At 67.3% G+C, this 21,425-nt stretch carries 21 protein-coding genes and 1 tRNA gene; all 22 read right to left on the bottom strand.

Annotated features, from left to right (window positions below):
- Positions 1–33: 33 nt before the first annotated feature.
- Complete coding sequence (locus D7W79_RS18720) at positions 34–822, bottom strand: nucleotidyltransferase domain-containing protein (protein WP_208729769.1); 789 nt, start codon at positions 820–822, stop codon at positions 34–36.
- A complete protein-coding gene (locus D7W79_RS18725; RefSeq protein ID WP_120526747.1) occupies positions 819–2,108 on the bottom strand; it encodes a DNA polymerase beta superfamily protein in 1,290 nt (429 codons plus the stop codon). The genes D7W79_RS18720 and D7W79_RS18725 overlap by 4 nt, the downstream gene beginning before the upstream one ends.
- Positions 2,109–2,186: 78 nt before the next feature.
- A complete protein-coding gene (locus D7W79_RS18730; RefSeq protein WP_120526748.1) occupies positions 2,187–3,212 on the bottom strand; it encodes a carbohydrate kinase family protein in 1,026 nt (341 codons plus the stop codon).
- A 32-nt stretch (positions 3,213–3,244) separates the two neighbouring features.
- On the bottom strand, positions 3,245–3,979 hold the full coding sequence (recO, locus tag D7W79_RS18735; protein ID WP_120526749.1) for a DNA repair protein RecO: 735 nt from the start codon (positions 3,977–3,979) through the stop codon (positions 3,245–3,247).
- Positions 3,980–3,988: 9 nt separating this feature from the next.
- Positions 3,989–4,375 (bottom strand): helix-turn-helix domain-containing protein, encoded by a 387-nt coding sequence (locus D7W79_RS18740; protein WP_120526750.1) that lies wholly within the window; start codon positions 4,373–4,375, stop codon positions 3,989–3,991.
- A gap of 21 nt (positions 4,376–4,396) precedes the next feature.
- Positions 4,397–5,155: a social motility TPR repeat lipoprotein Tgl gene (gene tgl, locus D7W79_RS18745; RefSeq protein ID WP_120526751.1), complete on the bottom strand. Its 759-nt coding sequence runs from the start codon at positions 5,153–5,155 to the stop codon at positions 4,397–4,399.
- Positions 5,156–5,178: 23 nt separating this feature from the next.
- The gene (locus D7W79_RS18750; RefSeq protein WP_120526752.1) at positions 5,179–5,643 is read right to left on the bottom strand and encodes a social motility and stimulation tgl protein; all 465 of its coding nucleotides are present in this window, start codon (positions 5,641–5,643) and stop codon (positions 5,179–5,181) included.
- A 23-nt stretch (positions 5,644–5,666) separates the two neighbouring features.
- Complete coding sequence (locus tag D7W79_RS18755; RefSeq protein WP_120526753.1) at positions 5,667–6,350, bottom strand: hypothetical protein; 684 nt, start codon at positions 6,348–6,350, stop codon at positions 5,667–5,669.
- Between the two features lie 161 nt (positions 6,351–6,511).
- Positions 6,512–7,273: a lytic transglycosylase domain-containing protein gene (locus D7W79_RS18760; protein ID WP_120526754.1), complete on the bottom strand. Its 762-nt coding sequence runs from the start codon at positions 7,271–7,273 to the stop codon at positions 6,512–6,514.
- Positions 7,270–7,620, bottom strand: a complete 351-nt coding sequence (locus D7W79_RS18765) for a phasin family protein (RefSeq protein ID WP_120526755.1) — start codon at positions 7,618–7,620, stop codon at positions 7,270–7,272. The genes D7W79_RS18760 and D7W79_RS18765 overlap by 4 nt, the downstream gene beginning before the upstream one ends.
- A 104-nt stretch (positions 7,621–7,724) precedes the next feature.
- The gene (locus D7W79_RS18770) at positions 7,725–8,186 is read right to left on the bottom strand and encodes a hypothetical protein (RefSeq protein ID WP_120526756.1); all 462 of its coding nucleotides are present in this window, start codon (positions 8,184–8,186) and stop codon (positions 7,725–7,727) included.
- Positions 8,187–8,363: 177 nt separating this feature from the next.
- On the bottom strand, positions 8,364–12,575 hold the full coding sequence (gene rpoC / locus D7W79_RS18775) for a DNA-directed RNA polymerase subunit beta' (protein ID WP_120526757.1): 4,212 nt from the start codon (positions 12,573–12,575) through the stop codon (positions 8,364–8,366).
- Between the two features lie 132 nt (positions 12,576–12,707).
- A complete protein-coding gene (gene rpoB / locus D7W79_RS18780) occupies positions 12,708–16,934 on the bottom strand; it encodes a DNA-directed RNA polymerase subunit beta (protein ID WP_120526758.1) in 4,227 nt (1,408 codons plus the stop codon).
- 181 nt (positions 16,935–17,115) lie between these two features.
- A complete protein-coding gene (rplL, locus tag D7W79_RS18785) occupies positions 17,116–17,487 on the bottom strand; it encodes a 50S ribosomal protein L7/L12 (protein WP_120526759.1) in 372 nt (123 codons plus the stop codon).
- 92 nt (positions 17,488–17,579) lie between these two features.
- Positions 17,580–18,101: a 50S ribosomal protein L10 gene (gene rplJ, locus D7W79_RS18790; RefSeq protein ID WP_120526760.1), complete on the bottom strand. Its 522-nt coding sequence runs from the start codon at positions 18,099–18,101 to the stop codon at positions 17,580–17,582.
- Between the two features lie 396 nt (positions 18,102–18,497).
- Positions 18,498–19,211, bottom strand: a complete 714-nt coding sequence (rplA, locus tag D7W79_RS18795; RefSeq protein ID WP_120526761.1) for a 50S ribosomal protein L1 — start codon at positions 19,209–19,211, stop codon at positions 18,498–18,500.
- Positions 19,212–19,239: 28 nt separating this feature from the next.
- On the bottom strand, positions 19,240–19,686 hold the full coding sequence (gene rplK, locus D7W79_RS18800) for a 50S ribosomal protein L11 (RefSeq protein ID WP_120526762.1): 447 nt from the start codon (positions 19,684–19,686) through the stop codon (positions 19,240–19,242).
- A gap of 108 nt (positions 19,687–19,794) precedes the next feature.
- On the bottom strand, positions 19,795–20,343 hold the full coding sequence (nusG, locus tag D7W79_RS18805) for a transcription termination/antitermination protein NusG (protein WP_120526763.1): 549 nt from the start codon (positions 20,341–20,343) through the stop codon (positions 19,795–19,797).
- Positions 20,343–20,786, bottom strand: coding sequence for a preprotein translocase subunit SecE (gene secE / locus D7W79_RS18810; RefSeq protein ID WP_120526764.1), 444 nt, complete (start codon positions 20,784–20,786; stop codon positions 20,343–20,345). The genes nusG and secE overlap by 1 nt, the downstream gene beginning before the upstream one ends.
- Positions 20,787–20,874: 88 nt before the next feature.
- Positions 20,875–20,950, bottom strand: a tRNA-Trp gene (locus D7W79_RS18815).
- Between the two features lie 22 nt (positions 20,951–20,972).
- On the bottom strand, positions 20,973–21,137 hold the full coding sequence (gene rpmG / locus D7W79_RS18820) for a 50S ribosomal protein L33 (protein ID WP_002617522.1): 165 nt from the start codon (positions 21,135–21,137) through the stop codon (positions 20,973–20,975).
- Positions 21,138–21,231: 94 nt separating this feature from the next.
- The coding region (locus D7W79_RS18825) for an EF-Tu C-terminal domain-related protein (protein ID WP_500681240.1) at positions 21,232–21,425 on the bottom strand (194 nt) is incomplete at its 5' end.

The raw sequence follows: 21,425 nt of genomic DNA on the forward strand, positions 1-21,425 counted from the left end.
CCCCCCCGGAGCCAGGAGCCCCGGGAAAGCGGTTTAGGCACCGAACCGCTGCCGCCGCACGTCGAGCATCCAGCCTTCGAGCGCGGCCACGTCCGCCGGTTGTGGCTCCAGGGGCAACACGGAGGCCGCGTCCGCCGCCTCCAGCACCGCGAAGGCGCGCGTCACCTCCCGCTGCCACTGTTCGCTGAGCGCGTCGGTCAGCTCGATGCGCTCGCCGCTCCGCTTGCGTTCCACCAGCGCGTGGGCCTCGCCAAAGCCATACGGCTCCAGCAGCACGGTGACGTCCGTCTCGACCTCGCCCGTGCGCAGCGCATGCGTTCCGGTGAGCGTGGTGCGCAACACGTACAGCAGCTTCTTCACGGAGCGGAAGCCGCTCTTCTCCCACTCGCGGAGCTGCCCCTGCGCGAAGCCGCGGTAGTGCCGGTGGATGCGTCGCGACAGCACGGCCCGAACCCGCGGTCGCAGCGTCTCCAGCTCCGGCAGCGCCCGCACCGTGATGGCGCCCAGCACCCGCTCGATGTAGTTGCCGTTGCCCTGGAGGATGCCCAGCAGCACGGGCTGCAGCTCGTTGGACGAGTAGTCCACCTCCACGCCCTCCAGCACCTCCAGCCGCTCCGCCGGCACGTGCCGGGGCTGGAGACCGAGGAGCGCGGCGGTGGGCGCGATGTGGATGGCCTTGAGGTCCAGGTCGCTGTCCTGCGACGGGAAGCCGTACGCATGCGCGCCGGACAGCGAGATGACCAGGTGCTCGCGATGGAGGGACTCGTCGTCCAGCACGCGGTCCGCCATTCGCTCCTGATGTTCCGTCACCTTGCCCTTCATTCCGTCCCTCCTTCCAGTGCCGGGGCTTCCGGCGCATCGCGGCCCAGCGGTCCAGGCGTCTTCAAGACCCAGCGCCGAGCCACCTCATCCCCTACCCGCCGCAGCAATCGGTCCGCGCGGGCGTAGTCCGGATGCTCCGGCAGCCGGCTCTCGCGGTGCGCGGCCTCCAGCTCCGGCGCCATCGCCTCGGCGTCGCGCAGCACGTCCTCCAGTGGCACCTGTCCGCCCTTGATGTCGAGCAGCCGCGCCTTCAACGCTCCCGTCGCCTCGAAGCCAGGCACGCCGTCGCGCAGCCACCCCGTCGCCAGCGCCACCAGTCGCAGCAGGTTGTAGGCGTTCTTCGGCCGCAGCTCCCGAGCGGACGGAGGACGCTGGCCACCACCGCGCGCGTACGCCGTGAGCGCCGCGAAGTCGTTCGCCGCGAGCAACCCCTGGTCCCAGAGCGAGCGGTAGAGCTGCTTGACGTACGTCTTCGCCGCGAGCACCCCGTCCTCGGGCGTGGGCGCGGCGCGGGGCGACACGGCGGCCAGACGCCGGGCCACCTCGTCCAGGTCCGGCGTGGGCTCCTCGCACAGCCACGCGAGGAGCAGGTCGCGGTGCTCGGCCAGCCGCTGGCTGCGGGTGAGCTTGTCGAGCTGGCTCATGGCGTAGCGTCCGAAGCTGCCGAAGATGGCCTTGGAGACGAACGCCTCGCGCGCCTCCAGCACCCACGTGCCCAGCTCGTCCACCGGCGTCGCGCCGGGGACGAAGAGGGTCTCCAGCGTATTCGGATCCGCGCGCAGCGCCTGCTCCACCGTCTTGCGGACCTCCCAGTACGTGGTGCTGCCGTCCGCGCTCACCAGGTCCTGCGGCGGCTGCCCCAGGCCCAGCGTCCACGGCAGCGGCAGCGCGAAGACACCGCGCACGTCCACGTCGGAGCGCTCATCCGCGAGCCCCCACGCGTGACTGCCCACGCGCGTCTCCAGCACCACGCACGGCCGCAGCGCGCCCCAGGCCGCCTCGCGCCGCTGGGCGAACTGCACCTGTCCCGCGCGCCGGGGCACCAGTTCGTCGCGCGCGAACCACACCTCGCCCACGCCGACGATCTGCACGTCGAAGCCGCCGTCATGCGCGCGCACCACACGGCCGACCACGCCCTGCGGAATCCGGCGCCCCGCGGACGCCACACGCTCCACGCGCGTCGTGACCTCCGTGCCGTGCGGCAGGGGCACGGACAGCCGGTCGATCTGCTCCAGTCCCCGGACCCGCGCCGGGGTGGAGGAAGCGCTCTCTCGGGTGTCACTCATCGGTCCCTCCTGCGTGGGATGGTGGGCCACGGTGGACGCAGCGAAGCACGCGAGCCTGACCCGCCACGGCGCTTCCCGTCAGCGCGCGCTGCGTCGCACGGCGTCGGGCACGGAAGGTCGAGCGGGCAGCAGCCCCTCCACCTCGGACGCCAGGGGGAGCGCCGAGACCGCGCCCAGCTTCGTCACGACCCGGGCCCCCACGGCCGCGGCGAAGGTCATCAGCGCGACCAGGTCCTCGCGCGTCGCCCCCTCCAGCGAGCGCGCGTCGCCATACCCGCGCACCAGCCCGCTCAACATCGCGGACACGAAGCCGTCCCCGGCGCCCGTCGTGTCCACCACCGTCACCTGGGGAGCGGGAACGGAGAGGACCTCGCCCTGCCAGAGGAACACCGCGCCGCGCGGGCCCAGCGTCACCACGGGCAGCCGCACGCCCCGAGCGGCCAGGACGTGCAAAGCCGCCTCGGGCGAGTGCTCGCCGGTCGCGAAGTGGATCTCCTCCTCGGACAGCTTCACCACCGTGCACAGCGGCAGCATGCGGCCCAGGAGGACGCGCAGCTCTTCAGGCCGTTCCCACACGTGCAGGCGCAGGTTCGGATCACAGCTCACCAGCATCCCGGCCTCACGCGCCATGGTGAGCATGCGCACCATCGCCTCGCGCGCCTCCGGCAGGAGCAGGGAGTTGGAGCCACAGTGCAGCGCCTTCGCACGCCGCACGAAGTCGCCATCCACGTCCGAGTCATCCAGCAGGAACTCCGCCGAACGCGTCCGGAAGTACGTGAAGCTGCGCTCGCCGTGCGCATCCAGCGAGACGAACAGCAGGCCCGTGCGGGCGTGATCCACCTGGCGCAGGCGGCTGACGTCCACGCCGTCCGCCGCCAGCCGGTCGCGCAGGAAGTGGCCGAACTCGTCGGAGCCCACCACGCCCACCATCGCCGAGCGAAGGCCCAGCCGCGAGAGCCCCACGGAGACGTTGGCCGGCGAGCCCCCGGGCGATGGCTTCCAGGCCTCCACGTCCCGCACGCGCGTGGCGCCGCCCGACACGGGAAGGAAGTCCACCAGCGTCTCGCCGACACACACCACGTCCAGCGGTCCGGCCTCGTGCATGACACTTCCCCCTGGGGACCGCGCGCTGCCCGTCAGTCCAGGCCCACCTGCGCCATGAAGTCCACGCTCTTGAGCTTGCGGCCCAGGTGGTGCGCGATGAAGACGTTGAGCAGCCCCCGCGCCCGCGCGCGAAGGTCCGGAGGCAGCGGCGTGCGCGCGCCTTCCTGGAGCGAACGCAGGCCGGACAGCAGCGCCACCGGCACCGCCACCGAGTCACGCGCGCGTCCGCCACACGGCTCGCACACCGCGCCACCATGGCCCTGATCGAACCGGGGCCGCTCGCCGGGCAGGCCGCCGCACAGCGAGCAGGAGTCGAAGCGCGGCATCAGGCCCGCCTGCGCCAGCGCCGCCAGCTCGAACGCGAGCAACGACGTGGGCCCGGCCTCCTTCGCGTCCAGCCGGTGCAGGTAGCCCGCCACCAGCTCGAACAGCTCCGGGTGTGGCTCATGGTCGCGCGTGAGCTCGCGGCACAGCTCCACCGCGTACAGCGCCCGGGCGATGAGCGACAGGTCCTCGCGCGCGGCGTAGAAGCCCGCGACGATGTCCGCCGAGTCCAGCCGCACCGTGCTGCCGCGCGTCTCCACGAGCTGCACACGCAGCCGCATGAACGGCTCCAGCGCACCCGCGAACCGGCGCTTGCTCTTGCGCGCCCCCGCGGCGAACGCGGTCATCTTGCCGTGCTCGCGCGTCAGCAACGTCACCAGCCGGTCGGACTCACCATAGTCGACCGTGGACAGCACGAACGCGTCGTCGGCGTACCGCTCCATAACCCCTCTTCAACGCGCCGTGGGGAGCGGAAGCTTCCCGGACAGCACCAGGAAGAGGGCCGCGCCCAGGAGCAGGACCGCCAGGAGCACAGCCAGGATGACGTACGCCCGCTTGCGCCGCTCCTTCTCCAGCTGCACTGGCGAAGGCGCGGGCACCGCCCGGTCCACCTCCTCGTAGCGCAGCGCCGCTTCCTCTGGCGACAGGCCGATGACCTGCGCGTACGCGCGGATGTAGTTCAGCACGAATACGCGCTCGGGCAGCCGCTCCACCTGCCCCGCCTCCAGCGCCGCGACGAGGCTGGGGGGAATCTTCGTCTCCCGGGAGACGTCCTCACGCGACAGGCCGCGAAGCTCGCGCTGCTGGCTGAGGTATTTGCCGAAGTCGACGTGGTCCACGGTCTTTCGGGTCCCCCGCGCCTAGAGGTGGTCCAGCAGTGAGCGGCAATCGTCCTTGAGCACCTGCTCGTTGGGCTGGGCCTTGGCCTCGCAGCCCGCGAACGCGGCCTTCGCCTCGTCCGCCCGCCCGAGCTTCGCCTGGCACACGCCTTCGCGGTGATAGGCCTCCGCCACGTCCGGGCACTTCTCACGGTAGTGCGTGAACTGCCGGCACGCCTCCTCCGTCTTGCCCGTCTCGTCGTAGATGATGCCCAGGTTCTTGTAGCCCAGGCAGAACTCCGGGTTGGTGGTGATGGCCGCCTTGATGTTCTGCAGCGCGTTCACCGTGTCGCCCTTCTTGTAGAGCGCCCATCCCATGTTGTTCTGCGCGGAGAAGCCGTAGCGGTACTGCATGTCGTTGAGCGACTCCTCGTACAGCTTGATGGCGTCGTCGTAGCGGCCCTGATCCAGGCGCAGGTTGCCCAGGTTGGTGCGCGCGTCGGAGAAGGACGGCCGCAGCTTCAGCGCCTGCTCGTAGTGGGACGACGCCTCATCGAGCCGCCGGAAGGACAGGTGCAGCAGGAGCCCCATCGCGTTGTGGGCCTCCGGGTTGTCCGGGTTCTGCTCCAGCGCCTTCTGGTACTCCGCGAGCGCGTCCTGCACGTGGCCGTGCTGCTGGGCCTGCACGCCCAGGTCGTAGTGGATCTCCGAGCTCCGGCGCTCCTTCTCCGTGGGGACGTGCGCGCAGCCCGCCGACGCGAGCGCGAACGCGAGGAAGCAGGAGGAAGTGATGCGGGACATGGGTGCCAATCCGGGGTGGAGGGTCAGAACGCGGCCAGGAAGCGGCCCAGGGTGGTGGCGACGTTGCGCTTCTCTTCGGCGCGGGCCTTCACGGCGGGCACGAGCGTGGGCTCCCGGAAGAACACGGGCAGCGTCTTGAGCCACTCGTCCTGCTGCGCGGGCGCCGCGGCACGCCAGTTCGCGTTGTCCATCATGAAGCCCAGCGACTCCACGAACGCGAGCGCGTCGTCCTCGTCCTCTCGCAGCTCATCCGCGGACTGGATGCGCCGGCCGGACACGTACACCGCGCAGTCCCCCGCTTCCACGAGGTACAGGTACACGAAGACGCCCGCGCCCTGTCCGCCGCGCAGCCCCACCACGAAGGCCTGCGCGGGCCCGGCCTGCTTACCGGGAATCGCCACGTGCGGCGTGTTGAGGGCCAGGTGCAGCGCGAGCACCTGGTCGCGGTTCGCGGGGAGGCCCCGGTAGCGCTCGTCGATGGTGAACACCGTCGTCTCCCTTCCCGCGCACCCTAGCGGGTGGTGAGGGTGAACTCCTCGGTCGCGTCCTGCGCGTCCGCAGCCGTCTTCTGGAAGCGGATGAGGGGCGTGTCAATCATCACGTTGCCGCCGCCCTCGTTGCCCTCGCCGATGATCACTTTGAAGACGTTCGCGGGCGAAGTGCTGCGGCGGTTGCCCGTCGCCTGCTTGCGGGCAATCAGCGTCACCGCGTTCGCGCCGGGACGCAACTGGCTGGTGATGTCCACCACCACCTGGTCCTCGTTGTTGCGCAAACGACGCAGCCAGCGCGAGTTCACGTACACGTCGATGTCGAAGTCCGTCATGCCCGGCGTCGTCTGCTCGGTCACCAGCCAGTAGCGCTGGGTGATGCGCCCCGGCACGGACGTGGGCGCGGCGGGAGCAGCCGGCGCGGGGGCCTGCGCGACGACGCCCGCGTCCGGGGGCGTGGCGGCAGGCGGCGTGGCGGTGGAAGGCGTCGCGGGCGTGGGCGTCACGGTCGTCACGCGGGCGGCGTACCCCGGCGCGTCGATGTGGACGTTCCCTTCGCCGTCGATGCGGACGGTGGCCTTCTCGAAGCGCTGGTTCGTCACACCGTCAATCTTCACGCCGTTCAGGAAGACCGAACCGGCGAGGGCCAGCATGGGAACGAGCGAGGCCGCGACGGTGATGGCAATGCGGGCGGACGGGCGGGGCATGGGGGGCATTCCTCCTGGGAATCCTCAACAGTCCCGGGGGCTTGCAACGACTTAGCGCACCCGGGGGAGCGGGACAAGGCGGGGACGGCCCCTCTTGGAGCGCTCCGCCGCCCCGAACATTCACCCGGGGGTCCGTCTTCCAGTTGGACCACTGGGGCCCTTCAGGGCGCCGCGGTCGGCGTCTCGTCGGGCGTCGGCGGAGGCAGCTCGCGCTGCGCCAGCGCCCAGTCCCCGCCCAGGCCGTGGCCCTCGCGGAAGCGGCGGAAGTCGCGCCGCACGGCCCGGGGATAGCGGCGGAACTTCTCCAGCTCTCCGGCCTTCATGGCGTCCCGGATGCGCGTGGGGCCCGCGTTGTAGGCCATCAGCGCCAGGTCCAGGTCGCCGCCGAAGCGGCCCTGCAGTGAACGCAGGTAGCGGATGCCCAGGCGCACGCAGACGGCGGGGTCGGCCACCACTTCCTCGCGCGACAGCTTCAGGCCTTCCTTCTCCGCCAGGAAGTGCAGCGTGCTGGGCTTGATCTGCATCAGGCCCCGGGCGCCCTTCTCGGAGACGGACTCCTCCTCGAAGTCGGACTCCACGTCGATGAGGGCCAGCACCAGCAGCGGATCATACCCCGTGCGGCGCGACTCCTCGTCGATGGCCTGCCCTAGCCGCCGGCGCAGCGTGAGCCCCAGGTCCGGGGCGCGCTTGGCCAGCACGGCGTCGATGAGCGCCGCCTCCTCGGAGACGGTCTCCTGCGCCACCACCTCGGGGACCACGGACTGGGGGGCGGGCTCCTCCAGGAGGGGCACCACCCGCGCGGACACCACGAGCGCCACACCCGCGAGCAACGGGAGCCGGGAGCACCCGCTGCTCAGGGCATGCAGCCCCGCGAAGAACCGCGTTCCCAGCGACCTGCCGCCCGAGGCGGCGGGGCCACTCACTTACGGTGCTCCAGGGCCTGGATGCGTTCGTTCAGACGCTCCAGGCGGGCACCGAAGGCCTGCAACTCCTCGCGGCGCGGCAGCTTCAGGAGGGTCAGGGCCGTGCGGACCCGCTCCTCCACGTTGTGCTCCAGGTCCTTGCGGTGCCCCGTCAGCCGCTCCGCGAACTCACGGGCCTGACGCTTCACCTCGTCCTGGCTCCAGCCCGCGACGGACGCCACGCGCTGCACGGCGCGGGAAGCCTCCTCCTCCGCCGTGTTCACGGCCAGGAGGGCCTGGCTCCAGATCCGCTCGAACGCCTCCGCCACGGAAGGCTTCTCTCGGGGGGCCTCGGTGTTGTTGTCCATGAAGTCGCTCCGGGAGTGACCCCGGGCCCTTCCCGTGGAAGGAACCCGAGGCATTCAAAGGGGTTTGCGACCTAAGCACACCCCATGGGTGATGAAAACGCTGCTCAGGCCCGCGGAGAAGACGCCGCGCCGCCCGAATTCTTGGTCGAAGGATGGGCGCGCCGGGTGGGCTTCAGGAGCACATCCAGCTTCTTCGACAGGCGGCCCAGCTCCTGGGTGATCTGCTGCACCTGGGACTGGCTGGCAACTCCCACGGCCTCCACGACCTTCGCCTGGAGCCCATCCAGCCGCTTGCGGAGCTCCACGCCCGCCTCGTCCACCTTCTTCGTCAGCTCCTGAACGCGAGGGTCGGCGCGCAGCTCACCGGCCTGCACCTTCGTCCACAGGGCCTGGACCTCCTTCGCCGCCACCTGGCTCCGCGTCTCCAGCGCGCGGAAGGCCTTGTTCGCCTCCCCTTCCAGGCCCTGGAACCGCTTCTGCGCGTCGGAGAAGCGCCCCTTCAGGAAGGCCTCCACGTTCTGCGTCACGCCCTGCTTCTCCGCTGCCTTCGCACTCGTCGTCGCCATGTCGTGCTCCCCCCCGGCTGCCACCGGGTTTCATAACGTGATGCGTCAACATAACGCACCGCGACATGCTGTCAAGCGGACAGAGAGCGGACTGTGCAAAACGAGAAAGCCGCCGCCCCGGCATGACACCAGGACGGCGGCAGACTCACGAAGCGTCAGGGACGCTTCGGGGTAACGCTAGGCGACGTCGGTGGACCGGGTGTCCGGCCGCGACGGCGGAGGGGCCAGCGGACCGGTGTCGCCGTGGGTGGCGGCCAGGGCGGCCTCCATCTCGTTGACCTCGTCCGTGGGGCTCTCCACCTCGATGTCGAGGTGCTTGTAGTTCGGCAGGCCCGTGCCGGCGGGGATGAGCCGGCCCATGATGACGTTCTCCTTGAGGCCGCGCAGGTAGTCCACCTTGCCGTTGATGGCGGCCTCGGTGAGCACCTTCGTGGTCTCCTGGAACGACGCCGAGGAGATGAACGACTCGGTGGAGAGCGACGCCTTGGTGATGCCGAGCAGCAGGGGCTCGCCCACGGCCGGGCGCTTCCCTTCGGACATGACCTTCTCGTTCTCCTCCTCGAACACCCACTTCTCGACCTGCTCGTCGACCAGGAAGTTGGTGTCGCCCACGTCGGTGACGCGCACCCGGCGCAGCATCTGCCGGACGATCGTCTCGATGTGCTTGTCGTTGATCTTCACGCCCTGCAGTCGGTAGACCTCCTGCACTTCGTCCACCAGGTAGCGCGCGAGTTCCTTCTCGCCCAGCACCTTGAGGATGTCGTGCGGGTTGGCCGCGCCGTCCATCATCGCCTCGCCGGCCTTCACGCGGTCGCCGGAGTGGACGTTGATGCTCTTGCCCTTGGAGATCAGGTACTCCTTGGCCAGGTCCGCGCGCTGCTCGCCGCCCACCTCGGGGGTGATGATGAGCTTGCGCTTGCCCTTGGTGTCCTTGCCGAAGGACACCACGCCGTCGATCTCCGCGATCGCCGCCGCGTCCTTGGGCTTGCGCGCCTCGAAGAGCTCGGCCACGCGGGGCAGACCGCCCGTGATGTCCTTGGTCTTCGTGGTCTCGCGCGGCACCTTGGCGATGACCTCGCCCGCGGAGATCTCATCCTGGTCGTTGACCGTGATGATCGCGCCCTGGGGCAGGAAGTAGCTCGCCTGGTTCTTGGAGGACGGCAGGTCCTTCACGTTGCCGGCCGCGTCGCGGATGGTGACGCGCGGACGCGCCTCCGGGTCCTTGGACTCGATGACCGTCTTGCGCGACAGGCCCGTCACCTCGTCGAGCGTCTCGGACATCGTCACGCCTTCGATGATGTCCTCGTAGCGCACGACACCGCCCACTTCCGTGAGCAGCGGGATGGCGAACGGGTCCCACTCGGCCACCAGCACGCCCGGCTCCAGCTTCTGGCCTTCCTTCACCAGGATGCGGGCGCCGTAGATGATCTGGTAGCGCTCGCGCTCGCGGCCCGACTCGTCGACGACGACGATCTCGCCGTTGCGGTTCATGGCCACCAGCGTGCCGTCCGCCTTCTGCACCGTGTTCAGGCCCGCGAACTTCACGGAACCCGCGTAGCGGTTCTCCAGGCTGGACTGCTCCGCGCGACGGGTCGCCGCACCACCGATGTGGAAGGTGCGCATCGTGAGCTGCGTACCCGGCTCACCGATGGACTGCGCCGCGATGACGCCCACGGCCTCGCCCACGGACACCTTGCGGCCACGCGCCAGGTCACGGCCGTAGCACTCCACGCAGATGCCGCGCTTGGCCTGGCACGTGAGCACCGAGCGGATCTTCACCTTGTCCAGACCGCTGTTCTCGATGCGGCGGACGCGCTCCTCGTCGATCTCCTCGTTGGCGCGCACCAGCACCTCGCCCGTCACCGGGTCGAGGATGTCGTCCAGGGCCACGCGGCCCAGGATGCGCTCACCCAGCGGCTCGATGATCTCGCCGCCCTCGACCAGGGCGCCGATGAACAGACCGTCCATGGTGCCGCAGTCGTACTCGTTGATGATGGCGTCCTGCGCCACGTCCACGAGACGGCGGGTGAGGTAACCGGAGTTGGCCGTCTTGAGCGCCGTGTCCGCCAGGCCCTTACGAGCGCCGTGCGTGGAGATGAAGTACTGGAGCACGGAGAGGCCTTCACGGAAGTTGGCCGTGATGGGCGTCTCGATGATTTCGCCGGAGGGCTTCGCCATCAGGCCGCGCATACCCGCCAGCTGGCGGATCTGCTGGGCGCTGCCGCGGGCGCCGGAGTCGGCCATGATGTAGATGGGGTTGAACGAGGGCTGCTTGCGCGTCACGCGCTTGCCGTCCACGTCCCCGCTGGCCTCGTCCTGGGAGATCTGCTGCATCATCTCCTGGGCGACCTTCTCGGTGATCTCCGCCCAGATATCGATGACCTTGTTGTAGCGCTCACCGTCGGTGATGAGGCCTTCCAGGTACTGGTTCTCGATCTCCGCCACTTCCTTGCGCGCGTAGTCCAGGAACTCCTGCTTCTTCGCAGGGATGATCATGTCCTTGAGCGCGATGGAGATACCGGCGCGGGTCGCGTGGAAGTAGCCCGCGCTGCGGATGCGGTCGGCCAGCAGCACCGTCTCCTTCTCGCCGGTGAGGCGGTAGCAGAGGTCGATGAGGTTACCGAGCGACTTCTTGTCGAGCACCTTGTTGATGGCGTCGAAGCCCACGCGGCGCGGAACGACTTCCCACAGCAGCACGCGGCCGACCGTGGTCTCCTTGCGCTTGCCGTCGATGCGGCACACCACCTTGGCCTGCAGGTGGACCTCACCGTGGTCGTACGCGGCGCGCACCTCATCCGGCGACGCGAACACGCGGCCTTCGCCGTTGGCGAACTCGCGGGCGCGCGTCATGTAGTAGATGCCGAGCACCATGTCCTGCGTCGGGACGATGATGGGCTTGCCGTTCGCGGGGCTGAGGATGTTGTTCGTCGACATCATCAGCACGCGCGCTTCCATCTGCGCTTCGATGGACAGCGGCACGTGCACGGCCATCTGGTCGCCGTCGAAGTCCGCGTTGAACGCGGCGCACACCAGCGGGTGCAGCTGGATGGCCTTGCCCTCGATGAGGACGGGCTCGAAGGCCTGCATGCCCAGGCGGTGCAGCGTGGGGGCGCGGTTGAGGAGCACCGGGTGCTCGCGGATCACGTCCTCGAGGATGTCCCAGACCTCCGGACGCTCCTTCTCCACCATCTTCTTCGCGGACTTGATGGTGGTGACGTAGCCCTTCTCTTCAAGCTTGTTGTAGATGAACGGCTTGAAGAGCTCGAGCGCCATGATCTTCGGCAGGCCGCACTGGTGCAGGCGCAGCTCGGGGCCCACGACGATGACGGAGCGGCCCGAGTAGTCCACGCGCTTGCCGAGCAGGTTCTGACGGAACCGGCCCTGCTTGCCCTTGAGCATGTCGGACAGCGACTTCAGCGGCCGCTTGTTCGGGCCGGTGATGGTCTTGCCGCGGCGGCCGTTGTCGAACAGCGCGTCCACGGCCTCCTGGAGCATCCGCTTCTCGTTGCGGATGATGATGTCCGGCGCGTTCAGCTCCTGCAGCCGCTTGAGGCGGTTGTTGCGGTTGATGACGCGGCGGTACAGGTCGTTGAGGTCGGAGGTCGCGAAGCGGCCACCGTCCAGGGGCACCAGCGGACGCAGGTCGGGCGGGATGACCGGGATGACGTCCAGCATCATCCACTCCGGCTTGTTGCCGGAGACGCGGAACGCCTCGGCCACCTTCAGGCGCTTGGCGTACTTCTTCCGCTTCGCCTCGCTGGTGGTCTCGCGCATGTCCTTGCGCAGTTCCTCGGACAGCTTCTCCACGTCCAGGGACTTGAGCATCTCGCGGACGGCCTCGCCGCCCATGCCCGCGGTGAACGAGTCCTCGCCGTGCTCCTGGAAGAGCCGGTGCATCTTCTCCTCGGAGACGAGCTCGCCACGCTGCAGCGGCGTCGCCTTCGGGTCGATGACCATGTAGCTCTCGCAGTACAGCACCTTCTCCATCTCCTTGAGGGTGATGTCGAGCAGGTTGCCGATGCGGCTGGGCAGCGACTTGAGGAACCAGATGTGGGCCACGGGCGTGGCCAGCGTGATGTGTCCCAGGCGCTCACGGCGCACCTTGGACTGGATGACCTCCACGCCGCACTTCTCGCACACGACGCCACGGTGCTTCATGCGCTTGTACTTGCCGCAGTTGCACTCGTAGTCCTTCACCGGCCCGAAGATGCGGGCGCAGAAGAGGCCGTCCCGCTCCGGCTTGAAGGTGCGGTAGTTGATCGTCTCCGGCTTCTTCACCTCGCCGTGCGACCACTGGCGGATCTTGTCGGGCGACGCCAGCGCGATGCGGATGGCGTTGAACGACAGCGGGTCCTTCGGCTTCTCGAAGAAGTTGAAAATGTCCTTCACGTTGCCTCCGAAAACTTATGAGCGCTCAAGGCGCCAAACGTTTCGGGCCCCCGCCCTGCGCCCGGCCAGCCGCTCCCTCCACGAGGAAGCAGCCAGCCGGTCAGGCGGGCGCACCGGCTTCTTTGAAAAGGCCTAGGCCTCGGTCCCCGACTTCCGGTCCTCGCCGTCGCCGCCACCCAGGAAGTCACCGCCGAAGCTGCGCTGCCGCTCCGGGGGCGCGCTCTCCAGCAGCTCCACGTCCAGGGCCAGCGACTGGAGCTCCTTGAGGAGCACGTTGAACGACTCGGGCAGGCCGCTCTCCAGGACGTTGTCGCCCTTGACGATCGCCTCGTACATGCGCGTGCGGCCCACGACGTCGTCCGACTTGACCGTGAGGAACTCCTGCAGCGTGTACGCCGCGCCGTAGGCCTCCATCGCCCACACTTCCATCTCGCCCAGACGCTGGCCGCCGAACTGGGCCTTGCCGCCTAGGGGCTGCTGCGTGACGAGCGAGTAGGGCCCGATGGAACGGGCGTGGATCTTCTCGTCCACCAGGTGGTGCAGCTTGAGCATGTACATCACGCCCACGGTGACGTTCTGGTCGAACGGCTCACCCGTGCGGCCGTCGAAGAGCACCATCTGACCGGAGCGCGGCAGCCGGCCCTCGTCGAAGAGGGCGTGCAGCTCCGTCTCGCGGGCGCCGTCGAACACCGGCGTCGCCACGTGGATGCCCTTCTTCAGGCGGCGGCAGAGGTCCTGGACTTCCTGGTCGGACAGGCCGTCCACGAAGTCACCGAACGCCTTGTCGTCGTAGACGGTCTTCAGCTGCTTCTTGAGCTGCTCGCCGCTGAAGTTCTCGTCGATGTAGCGCTGCAGCTGCTCGCCCACGCCCTTCGCGGCCCAACCCAGGTGGACCTCGAGGATCTGCCCGATGTTCATGCGGGACGGAACGCCGAGCGGGTTGAGGACGATGTCCACCGGACGCCCGTCCTCCAGGTACGGCATGTCCTCCTCGGGGAGGACGCGGGACACGACGCCCTTGTTGCCGTGGCGGCCGGCCATCTTGTCGCCCACCGCGAGCTTGCGCTTGATGGCGACGTACACCTTCACCATCTTGATGACGCCCGGGGGGAGCTCGTCGCCCTTCTTGATGCGGGCGATCTTCTCGCCGAAGGCCAGCTTCACGGCCTCCTTCGTCTCCTCCAGGTTGCGCAGGATGTCGCGCAGGCGCGCGTCCAGCGGATCACCGACGGAGATCTCGCCCCAGTACTTGTACGGCACCGTGGCCAGCAGCTCGTCGTTGAGGATGTCCCCCTTCTTCAAGAGGATCTTCCCCTTGTCGTCCACGAGCTTGCCCTGGACCTCCTTGCCGCGGACCAGCCCACGGAGGCGGCTGTACGCGGAGTCCTGGAGGACCTTGATCTCGTCGTTCTGGTCCTTGAGGAGCTTCGCCTCCTCCATGGACTCGATCTGCTTGGCGCGCTCGTCCTTCTCCACGCCCTTGCGGCTGAACACCTTGGCGTTGATGACGGTGCCGACCACGCCCGGGGGCACGCGCAGGGAGCTGTCGCGCACGTCGCCGGCCTTCTCACCGAAGATGGCGCGCAGCAGCTTCTCTTCGGGGGAGAGCTGGGTCTCGCCCTTCGGGGTGATCTTGCCCACCAGCACGTCGCCGGGCTTCACCTCGGCGCCGATGCGGATGATGCCGCTCTCGTCCAGGTCCTTGAGGGCTTCCTCACCCACGTTCGGGATGTCGCGGGTGATCTCCTCCTTGCCCAGCTTGGTGTCGCGCGCGATGCACTCGAACTCCTCGATGTGGATGGACGTGAAGACGTCCTCCTTGAGGATGCGCTCGCTGAGCAGGATGGAGTCTTCGAAGTTGTAGCCCTGCCACGGCATGAACGCGACGACCACGTTCTGCCCCAGCGCCAGCTCACCGGTCTCGGTGGCCGGACCGTCCGCGATCACGTCGCCCTTCTTCACCCGGTCACCCTTGCGGATGATGGGCTTCTGGTTGAGGCACGTGTTCTGGTTGGAGCGCTGGTACTTGAGCAGGTTGTAGATGTCGACCTCGCTCGACACGTCGCTCAGGGCCGCGTTGGAGTCCGCCTTCACCACGATGCGGCTGGCGTCCACCGACTCCACGATGCCGTCACGACGGGCCACGCACGTCACGCCCGAGTCGCGCGCGACGATGGCCTCGATGCCCGTGCCCACGAGCGGGGCCGCGGTGCGCAGGAGCGGCACCGCCTGGCGCTGCATGTTGGAGCCCATGAGCGCGCGGTTCGCGTCGTCATTCTCCAGGAACGGGATGAGGGAGGCGGCCACCGACACCAGCTGGTTCGGGGACACGTCCATCAGGTCCACGTCCTCGGCCTTGACCTGGACGAACTCGCCGCTGCGGCGGCTCTGCACCAGCGCGTTGACGAACTTGCCCTTCTTGTCCGTCTCCGCGTTCGCCTGGGCGATGGTGTGCTTCTCCTCCTCCAGCGCCGAGTAGAAGGCCACGTCGCCCGTCACGCTGCCCGCGTCCACCTTGCGGTACGGCGTCTCCACGAAGCCGAACTCGTTGACGCGCGCGTAGGTCGACAGCGACGCGATGAGGCCGATGTTCGGGCCTTCCGGCGTCTCGATGGGGCAGATGCGGCCGTAGTGCGTCGGGTGCACGTCGCGGACTTCGAAGCCCGCGCGCTCACGCGTGAGGCCGCCAGGCCCGAGCGCGGACAGACGGCGCTTGTGCGTGACCTCGGAGAGCGGGTTCGTCTGGTCCATGAACTGCGACAGCTGGCTGGACCCGAAGAACTCCTTGATCACCGCCGTCACCGGCTTGGCGTTGATCAGGTCGTGCGGCATGAGCGTCTCGATCTCCTGGAGGCTCATGCGCTCCTTGATCGCGCGCTCCATGCGGACGAGGCCGATGCGGTACTGGTTCTCCAGCAGCTCGCCCACCGCGCGGACGCGGCGGTTGCCCAGGTGGTCGATGTCGTCGATCGTGCCCTTGCCGTTCTTCAGGTCGATCAGGTAGCGGATGACCTCCAGGATGTCGCGCTTGGTCAGGATCTGACCGTCGAGGGGCTCCTCGAGGCTGAACTTGAAGTTCAGCTTGAGGCGGCCGACCTTGGACAGGTCGTAGCGCTCCGGGTTGAAGAACAGGTTGCTGAACAGGTTCGTCGCCGTCTCCGGCGTCGGGGGATCACCCGGGCGCAGGCGCCGGTAGATCTCCATGATGGCCTGCTCGGGCGACTCGATCTTGTCCAGCATCAACGTCTCACGCAGGTACGGACCCACGTTGAGGTTGTCGATGAAGAGGACCTTGAACTCCTTGATGTCGCGCTTGAGGAGCTCGTCCACCTTCTCCTGGGACACCTCCTCGTTGCACTCGAGGATGACCTCACCAGTGTTCTCGTCCACCACGTCGTAGGCGGACACCTTGGTGAAGAGCTCGTCCGCGTCGATGGGCAGCTTGGTCATCTTCGCCGCTTCGAGCTTCTTGATGGCGGCGCGCGTGAACTTGCGGTTCTTCTTGACGATCAGCTCACCGGACTTGGTCTTGATGTCGCGCGTGGCGCGCTGACCCGGCAGGAGCTCCAGCTCGACGGACTTCTCGAAGTCCGCGGCGCTCTGCAGGTAGATCGTCTCGGTGGCGTAGTAGTAGTTGAGGATCTCCTCGGTGGAGCCCTTGAAGTCGAGCGGGTTCTTCTTCGCCGTGTCACCGACAGCGCCCAGGGCGCGGATGAGCACGGTGGCCGGCAGCTTGCGGCGCCGGTCGATGCGCACGTACAGCAGGTCCTTGTGGTCGAACTCGAAGTCGATCCACGAGCCGCGGTACGGGATGATGCGGGCGTTGTAGAGCAGCTTGCCCGACGAGTGGCTCTTGCCCTTGTCGTGGTCGAAGAACGCACCCGGGCTGCGGTGCAGCTGGCTCACCACGACGCGCTCGGTGCCGTTGATGATGAACGTACCGTTCTGGGTCATCAGCGGGATTTCGCCGAAGTAGACCTCCTGCTCCTTCACGTCGCGGATGGACTGGGCGCCGGTCTCCTCGTCCTTGTCCCAGACGACCAGGCGGACGACGACCTTGATGGGCGCAGAGTAGGTCATTCCGCGCTGGTGGCACTCATCGACGTCGTACTTCGGCTTCTCCAGGTGATAGCTCACAAACTCCAGCGAGGAGGTCTCGTTGAAGTCCCGGATCGGGAAGACGGACTTGAAGACACCCTGAAGGCCAAGGTCCTCACGCTTCTCCGGGGCGATGTCGGCCTGGAGGAACTTCTCGTAGGATTGCTTCTGGATGTTGATGAGATTGGGAATGTCGATGATCTTCGCGATTTTCGCGAAGGTCTTCCGCACGCGGAAATTGTTCTGGATCTGCGTCGGCATTCGGTCTCCGGGGACGGCTGCTCGGGCGGGGCAAACTTCAGTAACGCGCGGCGGCGCCGGGAAATTTGGCAAATGTCAAATGGGCAAAGCCGGTGCCCCAGCAAAGGGAGCACCGGCCTGCTCATCCGATCAGCAGGCTGCCCGGGATTTCCCGGAAGAACAGGGCAGCCCCTGTACAGAACTACTTGATCTCGACGGTGGCGCCAGCCGCGACGAGCTGGTCCTTGATCTTCTTGGCGTCGTCCTTGTTGACGCCTTCCTTGACCGTCTTGGGCGCGCCCTCGACCAGGTCCTTGGCCTCCTTCAGGCCCAGGCCGGTGATGGCGCGGATCTCCTTGATGACGTTGATCTTGTTGGCGCCGGCGTTCGCCAGCACCACGTTGAACTCCGTCTTCTCCTCGACAGGAGCGGCGGCAGCGGCGGGGCCAGCGGAGGCAACGGCCACGGCGGCCGCGGAAACGCCCCACTTCGCCTCAAGCTGCTTCACGAGCTCGGCCGCTTCCATGACGGTGAGCGAGGAGAGCTGGTCGACAATCGAATTCAGGTCAGCCATTGAACTGTGTCCTTCTGCGGTTGACTAACGGCGGGCGACCCATCTGGGCTGCCGCACCGAAGAGGTTGCGGTAGAAAAACTTCTCGGGATGATTACTGCCCCTGCGACTTGTCCGCGTTGGCCTGCAGCACCCGCGCGAGCTGCGACCCGGGGGCCGCGATGGTCCGAACCAGCTTGCCTGCCGGCTGGTTGAGCATGCCGAGCAACTGCCCGCGCAGCTCGTTGAGGCCCGGCATCTTCGCCAGCGCCTTCACGCCGTTGACGTCAATCTTCTTGCCGTCCACCACGGCGCTACGGACCTTGATGGTCTCCATGTCCTTGATGAAATCCATCAGGATCTTCGCAGGAGCCACCACGTCGTCGTAGCTGATGCACAGGGCCACGGGACCGGTGAAGTCATCCGAGATCACGGAGACGGACGTACCCTCAGCGGCACGGCGCGCCAGCGTGTTCTTGATGACCTTGTACTCGACCTTACCCTCGCGGAACTTGCGACGCAGCTTGGTGACGGTCTCCACGTCCACCTTGGAGAACTCGGCGACAACCGCCGTCTTCGTCCGGGCGAACTTCTCGTGGAGCTCCTTGATCATCTCTTCCTTCTCGCTCTTCAGCACCTTGACTCACCTCCTTCATGGCCCGACCTGACGGTCGGGCGTGATGCCTGGGCCAAAGTGGCAGAGCGAGAGGGGGGCCTCCGAGAGGCACCACACCGCACCTCCAGTCTCGGCAGGGCTGACCTTGCGGTCGTTTGAACCAGGAGTGGATGGACGGCCCGACCGGTTGCCCGGTTCCCAACGGACACGTCTTCTCCCTTCCAGGTCCCTGCTGTCATGAACCAGGTCGGAACGCCGCGTCTCTCGACATGGCGCTCCAATTGCAAAAGCCGGGGGCCTATACCCCCGGCTTTCACAAAGATCCAGCACTTTTATCGGACTGATGTTCCACGGGCGACGGGACTGACGCTCCCCGTCAGGGAGCGCACCCTTCCCTGCCCGTCCTGACACCCGCGACTAGCGGTGACGCGCCAGGATTTCCGTGGTGTCGAGCTTGATGCCCGGCCCCATGGTCGTCGAGATGGCGATGCCCTTGAGGTACACGCCCTTGGCGGTGGCCGGCTTGAGCTTCATCACCAGGTCCACCAGCGCGTTGAAGTTCGCCTCGAGCTTGTCCGCGGCGAAGGAGGCCTTGCCCATCTTCGCGTGGACGATGCCCGCCTTCTCCGCGCGGAAGTCCACCTTACCGCCCTTGGAGTCGCGGATGGCCTTGGCGACATCCATGGTCACCGTGCCGACCTTCGGGTTCGGCATGAGGCCGCGGGGACCGAGCACCTTACCGAGGCGGCCGACGATACCCATCATGTCCGGCGTCGCGATGACGGTGTCGAAGTCGAGGAAGCCCTCCTCGATGCGCTTCTGGAGGTCCTCCGCGCCCACGATGTCCGCGCCGGCGTTGGCGGCCTCGGTGGCGCGCTCACCCTTGGCGAACACGGCCACGCGCACGGTGGCGCCGGTGCCGTGCGGGAGCACCACGGCGCCACGGACCATCTGGTCCGCATGCTTCGGGTCCACGCCCAGGTTGATGGCGACGTCGACCGTCTGGTCGTACTTCGTCGCGCGGGTCTCGACCGTCTTCTTCAGCAGCGCGAAGCCCTCGGCGACAGGGTAGCGCTTGTTGCGGTCCACCAGCTCGTTGGACGCGCGGAACTTCTTTCCATTGGTAGCCATGGCAGGAATCCTTGAAAGATGGGGCGGGCTAGCCGACGACGTCGATGCCCATGGAGCGCGCGGTGCCGGCAATGGTGTTCATGCAGGCTTCGATGGACGAGGCGGTGGTGTCCTGGATCTTCTTCTTGGCGATCTCTTCCACCTGCTGGCGGGTGATCGTGCCCACCTTCTCCTTGCCCGGCTTCTTCGCGCCCGAACCCTTCTTCTTCTCCGTGTGGAGACCCGCGGCCTTCTTGATGAGGATCGCGGCGGGAGGGGTCTTCAGGATGAAGGTGAAGGAGCGGTCCTGATACACGGTGATGATCACCGGGATGATCAGACCCTCCTTGGCCTCCGCCTGCGTCTTGGCGTTGAACTGCTTGCAGAACTCCATGATGTTCACGCCCTGCTGACCGAGCGCGGGACCAATCGGCGGGGCGGGGTTCGCCTTGCCGGCGGGGATCTGCAACTTGACCTGACCTGTGACCTTCTTCATCGGCGGACTGCTGCCTTTCGAGAGGGTGGTTCCAACGGGTCGCCAGACGGGACGACCCTCCCACCCGTTGATCCGCGCCCGGGTGACGGACGCGGAAGACTGGGGAAACTAGCCGGTGGTCTTCTCCACCTGCATGAAGTCGAGCTCCACGGGGGTCGCACGACCGAAGATGCTGACGAGCACGCGCACGCGGCCCTTCTCCGGGTTGACCTCTTCCACGGTGCCGTTGAAGTTCGCGAACGGGCCGTCGATGACGCGCACCGTGTCGCTGGTCTCGAACTGGACCTTGGGCTTGGCCTTGTGGGCGCCCTCGGTGACCTGCGCGGTGAGGCGCTCGACCTCGCGGTCCGACATGGGCCGGGGCTGCTCGTTCTGGCCGACGCCCGGGAACCCCGTCACCTTGGAGGTGTTCTTCACCAGGTGGACGGTGATGTCGTTGAGCTCCATCTGGACGAAGATGTAGCCCGGGAAGAGCTTGCGGCGGGTGGTCTTCTTCTCGCCGTTCACCATCTCCACGACCTGCTCCATGGGGATGAGGATCTCACCAATCAGATCCTGGTCCTGCAGGCCCTTGAGGCGCACCTGCTCTTCCAGGTTCTTCTTCGCCTGGTTCTCGTAGTTCGAGTAGGTCTGGACCGTGAACCATTTCTTCGCCATTACAGCTTCCCCCACAGGGCAGGCAGCCACTCCACCATCAAGTTGTAGGCGACGGTGTCGATGCAGAAGAGCAGAACGGCCGCCACCAGCGAGGCGACGACCACGGCCATGGTCGACGCGCGGGTCTCCGACCAGGTAGGCCAGGTGACCTTCATCAGTTCGGACGCCACGTCGATGGAGAGGGCGTGCGTGCGAGGGTGGAAGTAGGCCGCCAGCACCAGGGCCAGGGCCGCCACGTAGCCCACCAGCGTCGACACGCGCCAGCCGAGCCCTTCAAAGAGCTCCACGTCGTTCCAGCCGAACCGGCTCCAGAGCAACCCGAAGACGTGCTCCAGGAAGAGGGCCAGCACGATGCCGGTGACGAGATAGAAGATGACCACGAGCCGCTTGGGGTCGATGCCCGAGCGGTTAGCCTGCTGGCTGGCCTCAGATGCCGTCGCCATGGTGCCTCACGAGGGACTGCGGAAGCGGAACTGCGAAAAGACAGGGACCCCCGGCACCGCTCGGTACCGGGGGTCCCTGTACTGAAGCTGGCAGGCCAGGAGGGATTCGAACCCCCAACACGCGGATTTGGAGACCGCTGCTCTACCGTTGGAGCTACTGGCCTAAACCTTCATGGAACGGACGACCTAGACCTTGCCTTCCTTGTGGTCCGTGTGCTTGCGGCACCGAGGGCAGAACTTGCTCAGCTCGAGCTTGTCCTGGCTCTTCCGCTTGTTCTTCGTGGTCGTGTAGTTCCGCTCTTTGCACGTGGTGCATTCGAGCGAGATGATGGAACGGTTACCCTTAGGCATGGTTCATTTCACCAGATGCGAGAAGGGAAGGCTACAAAAGCAGCCCTCCCCTCCGCAACTCAGTGCCCGTGAAAGCCGGTCGGCGGGAAGCCGACTAGGCGATGATCTCCGCAACGACGCCGGCGCCCACCGTACGGCCACCCTCGCGAACGGCGAACCGGAGCTCCTTCTCCATCGCGACCGGGGTGATGAGCTCCACCTCGATGGCGATGTTGTCGCCCGGCATGACCATCTCGACGTTGTCCGGCAGCTTCACCGTGCCCGTCACGTCCGTGGTGCGGAAGTAGA

The sequence above is a fragment of the Corallococcus exercitus genome, from assembly GCF_003611585.1.
In the GTDB taxonomy this organism is placed as follows: Bacteria; Myxococcota; Myxococcia; order Myxococcales; family Myxococcaceae; genus Corallococcus; species Corallococcus exercitus.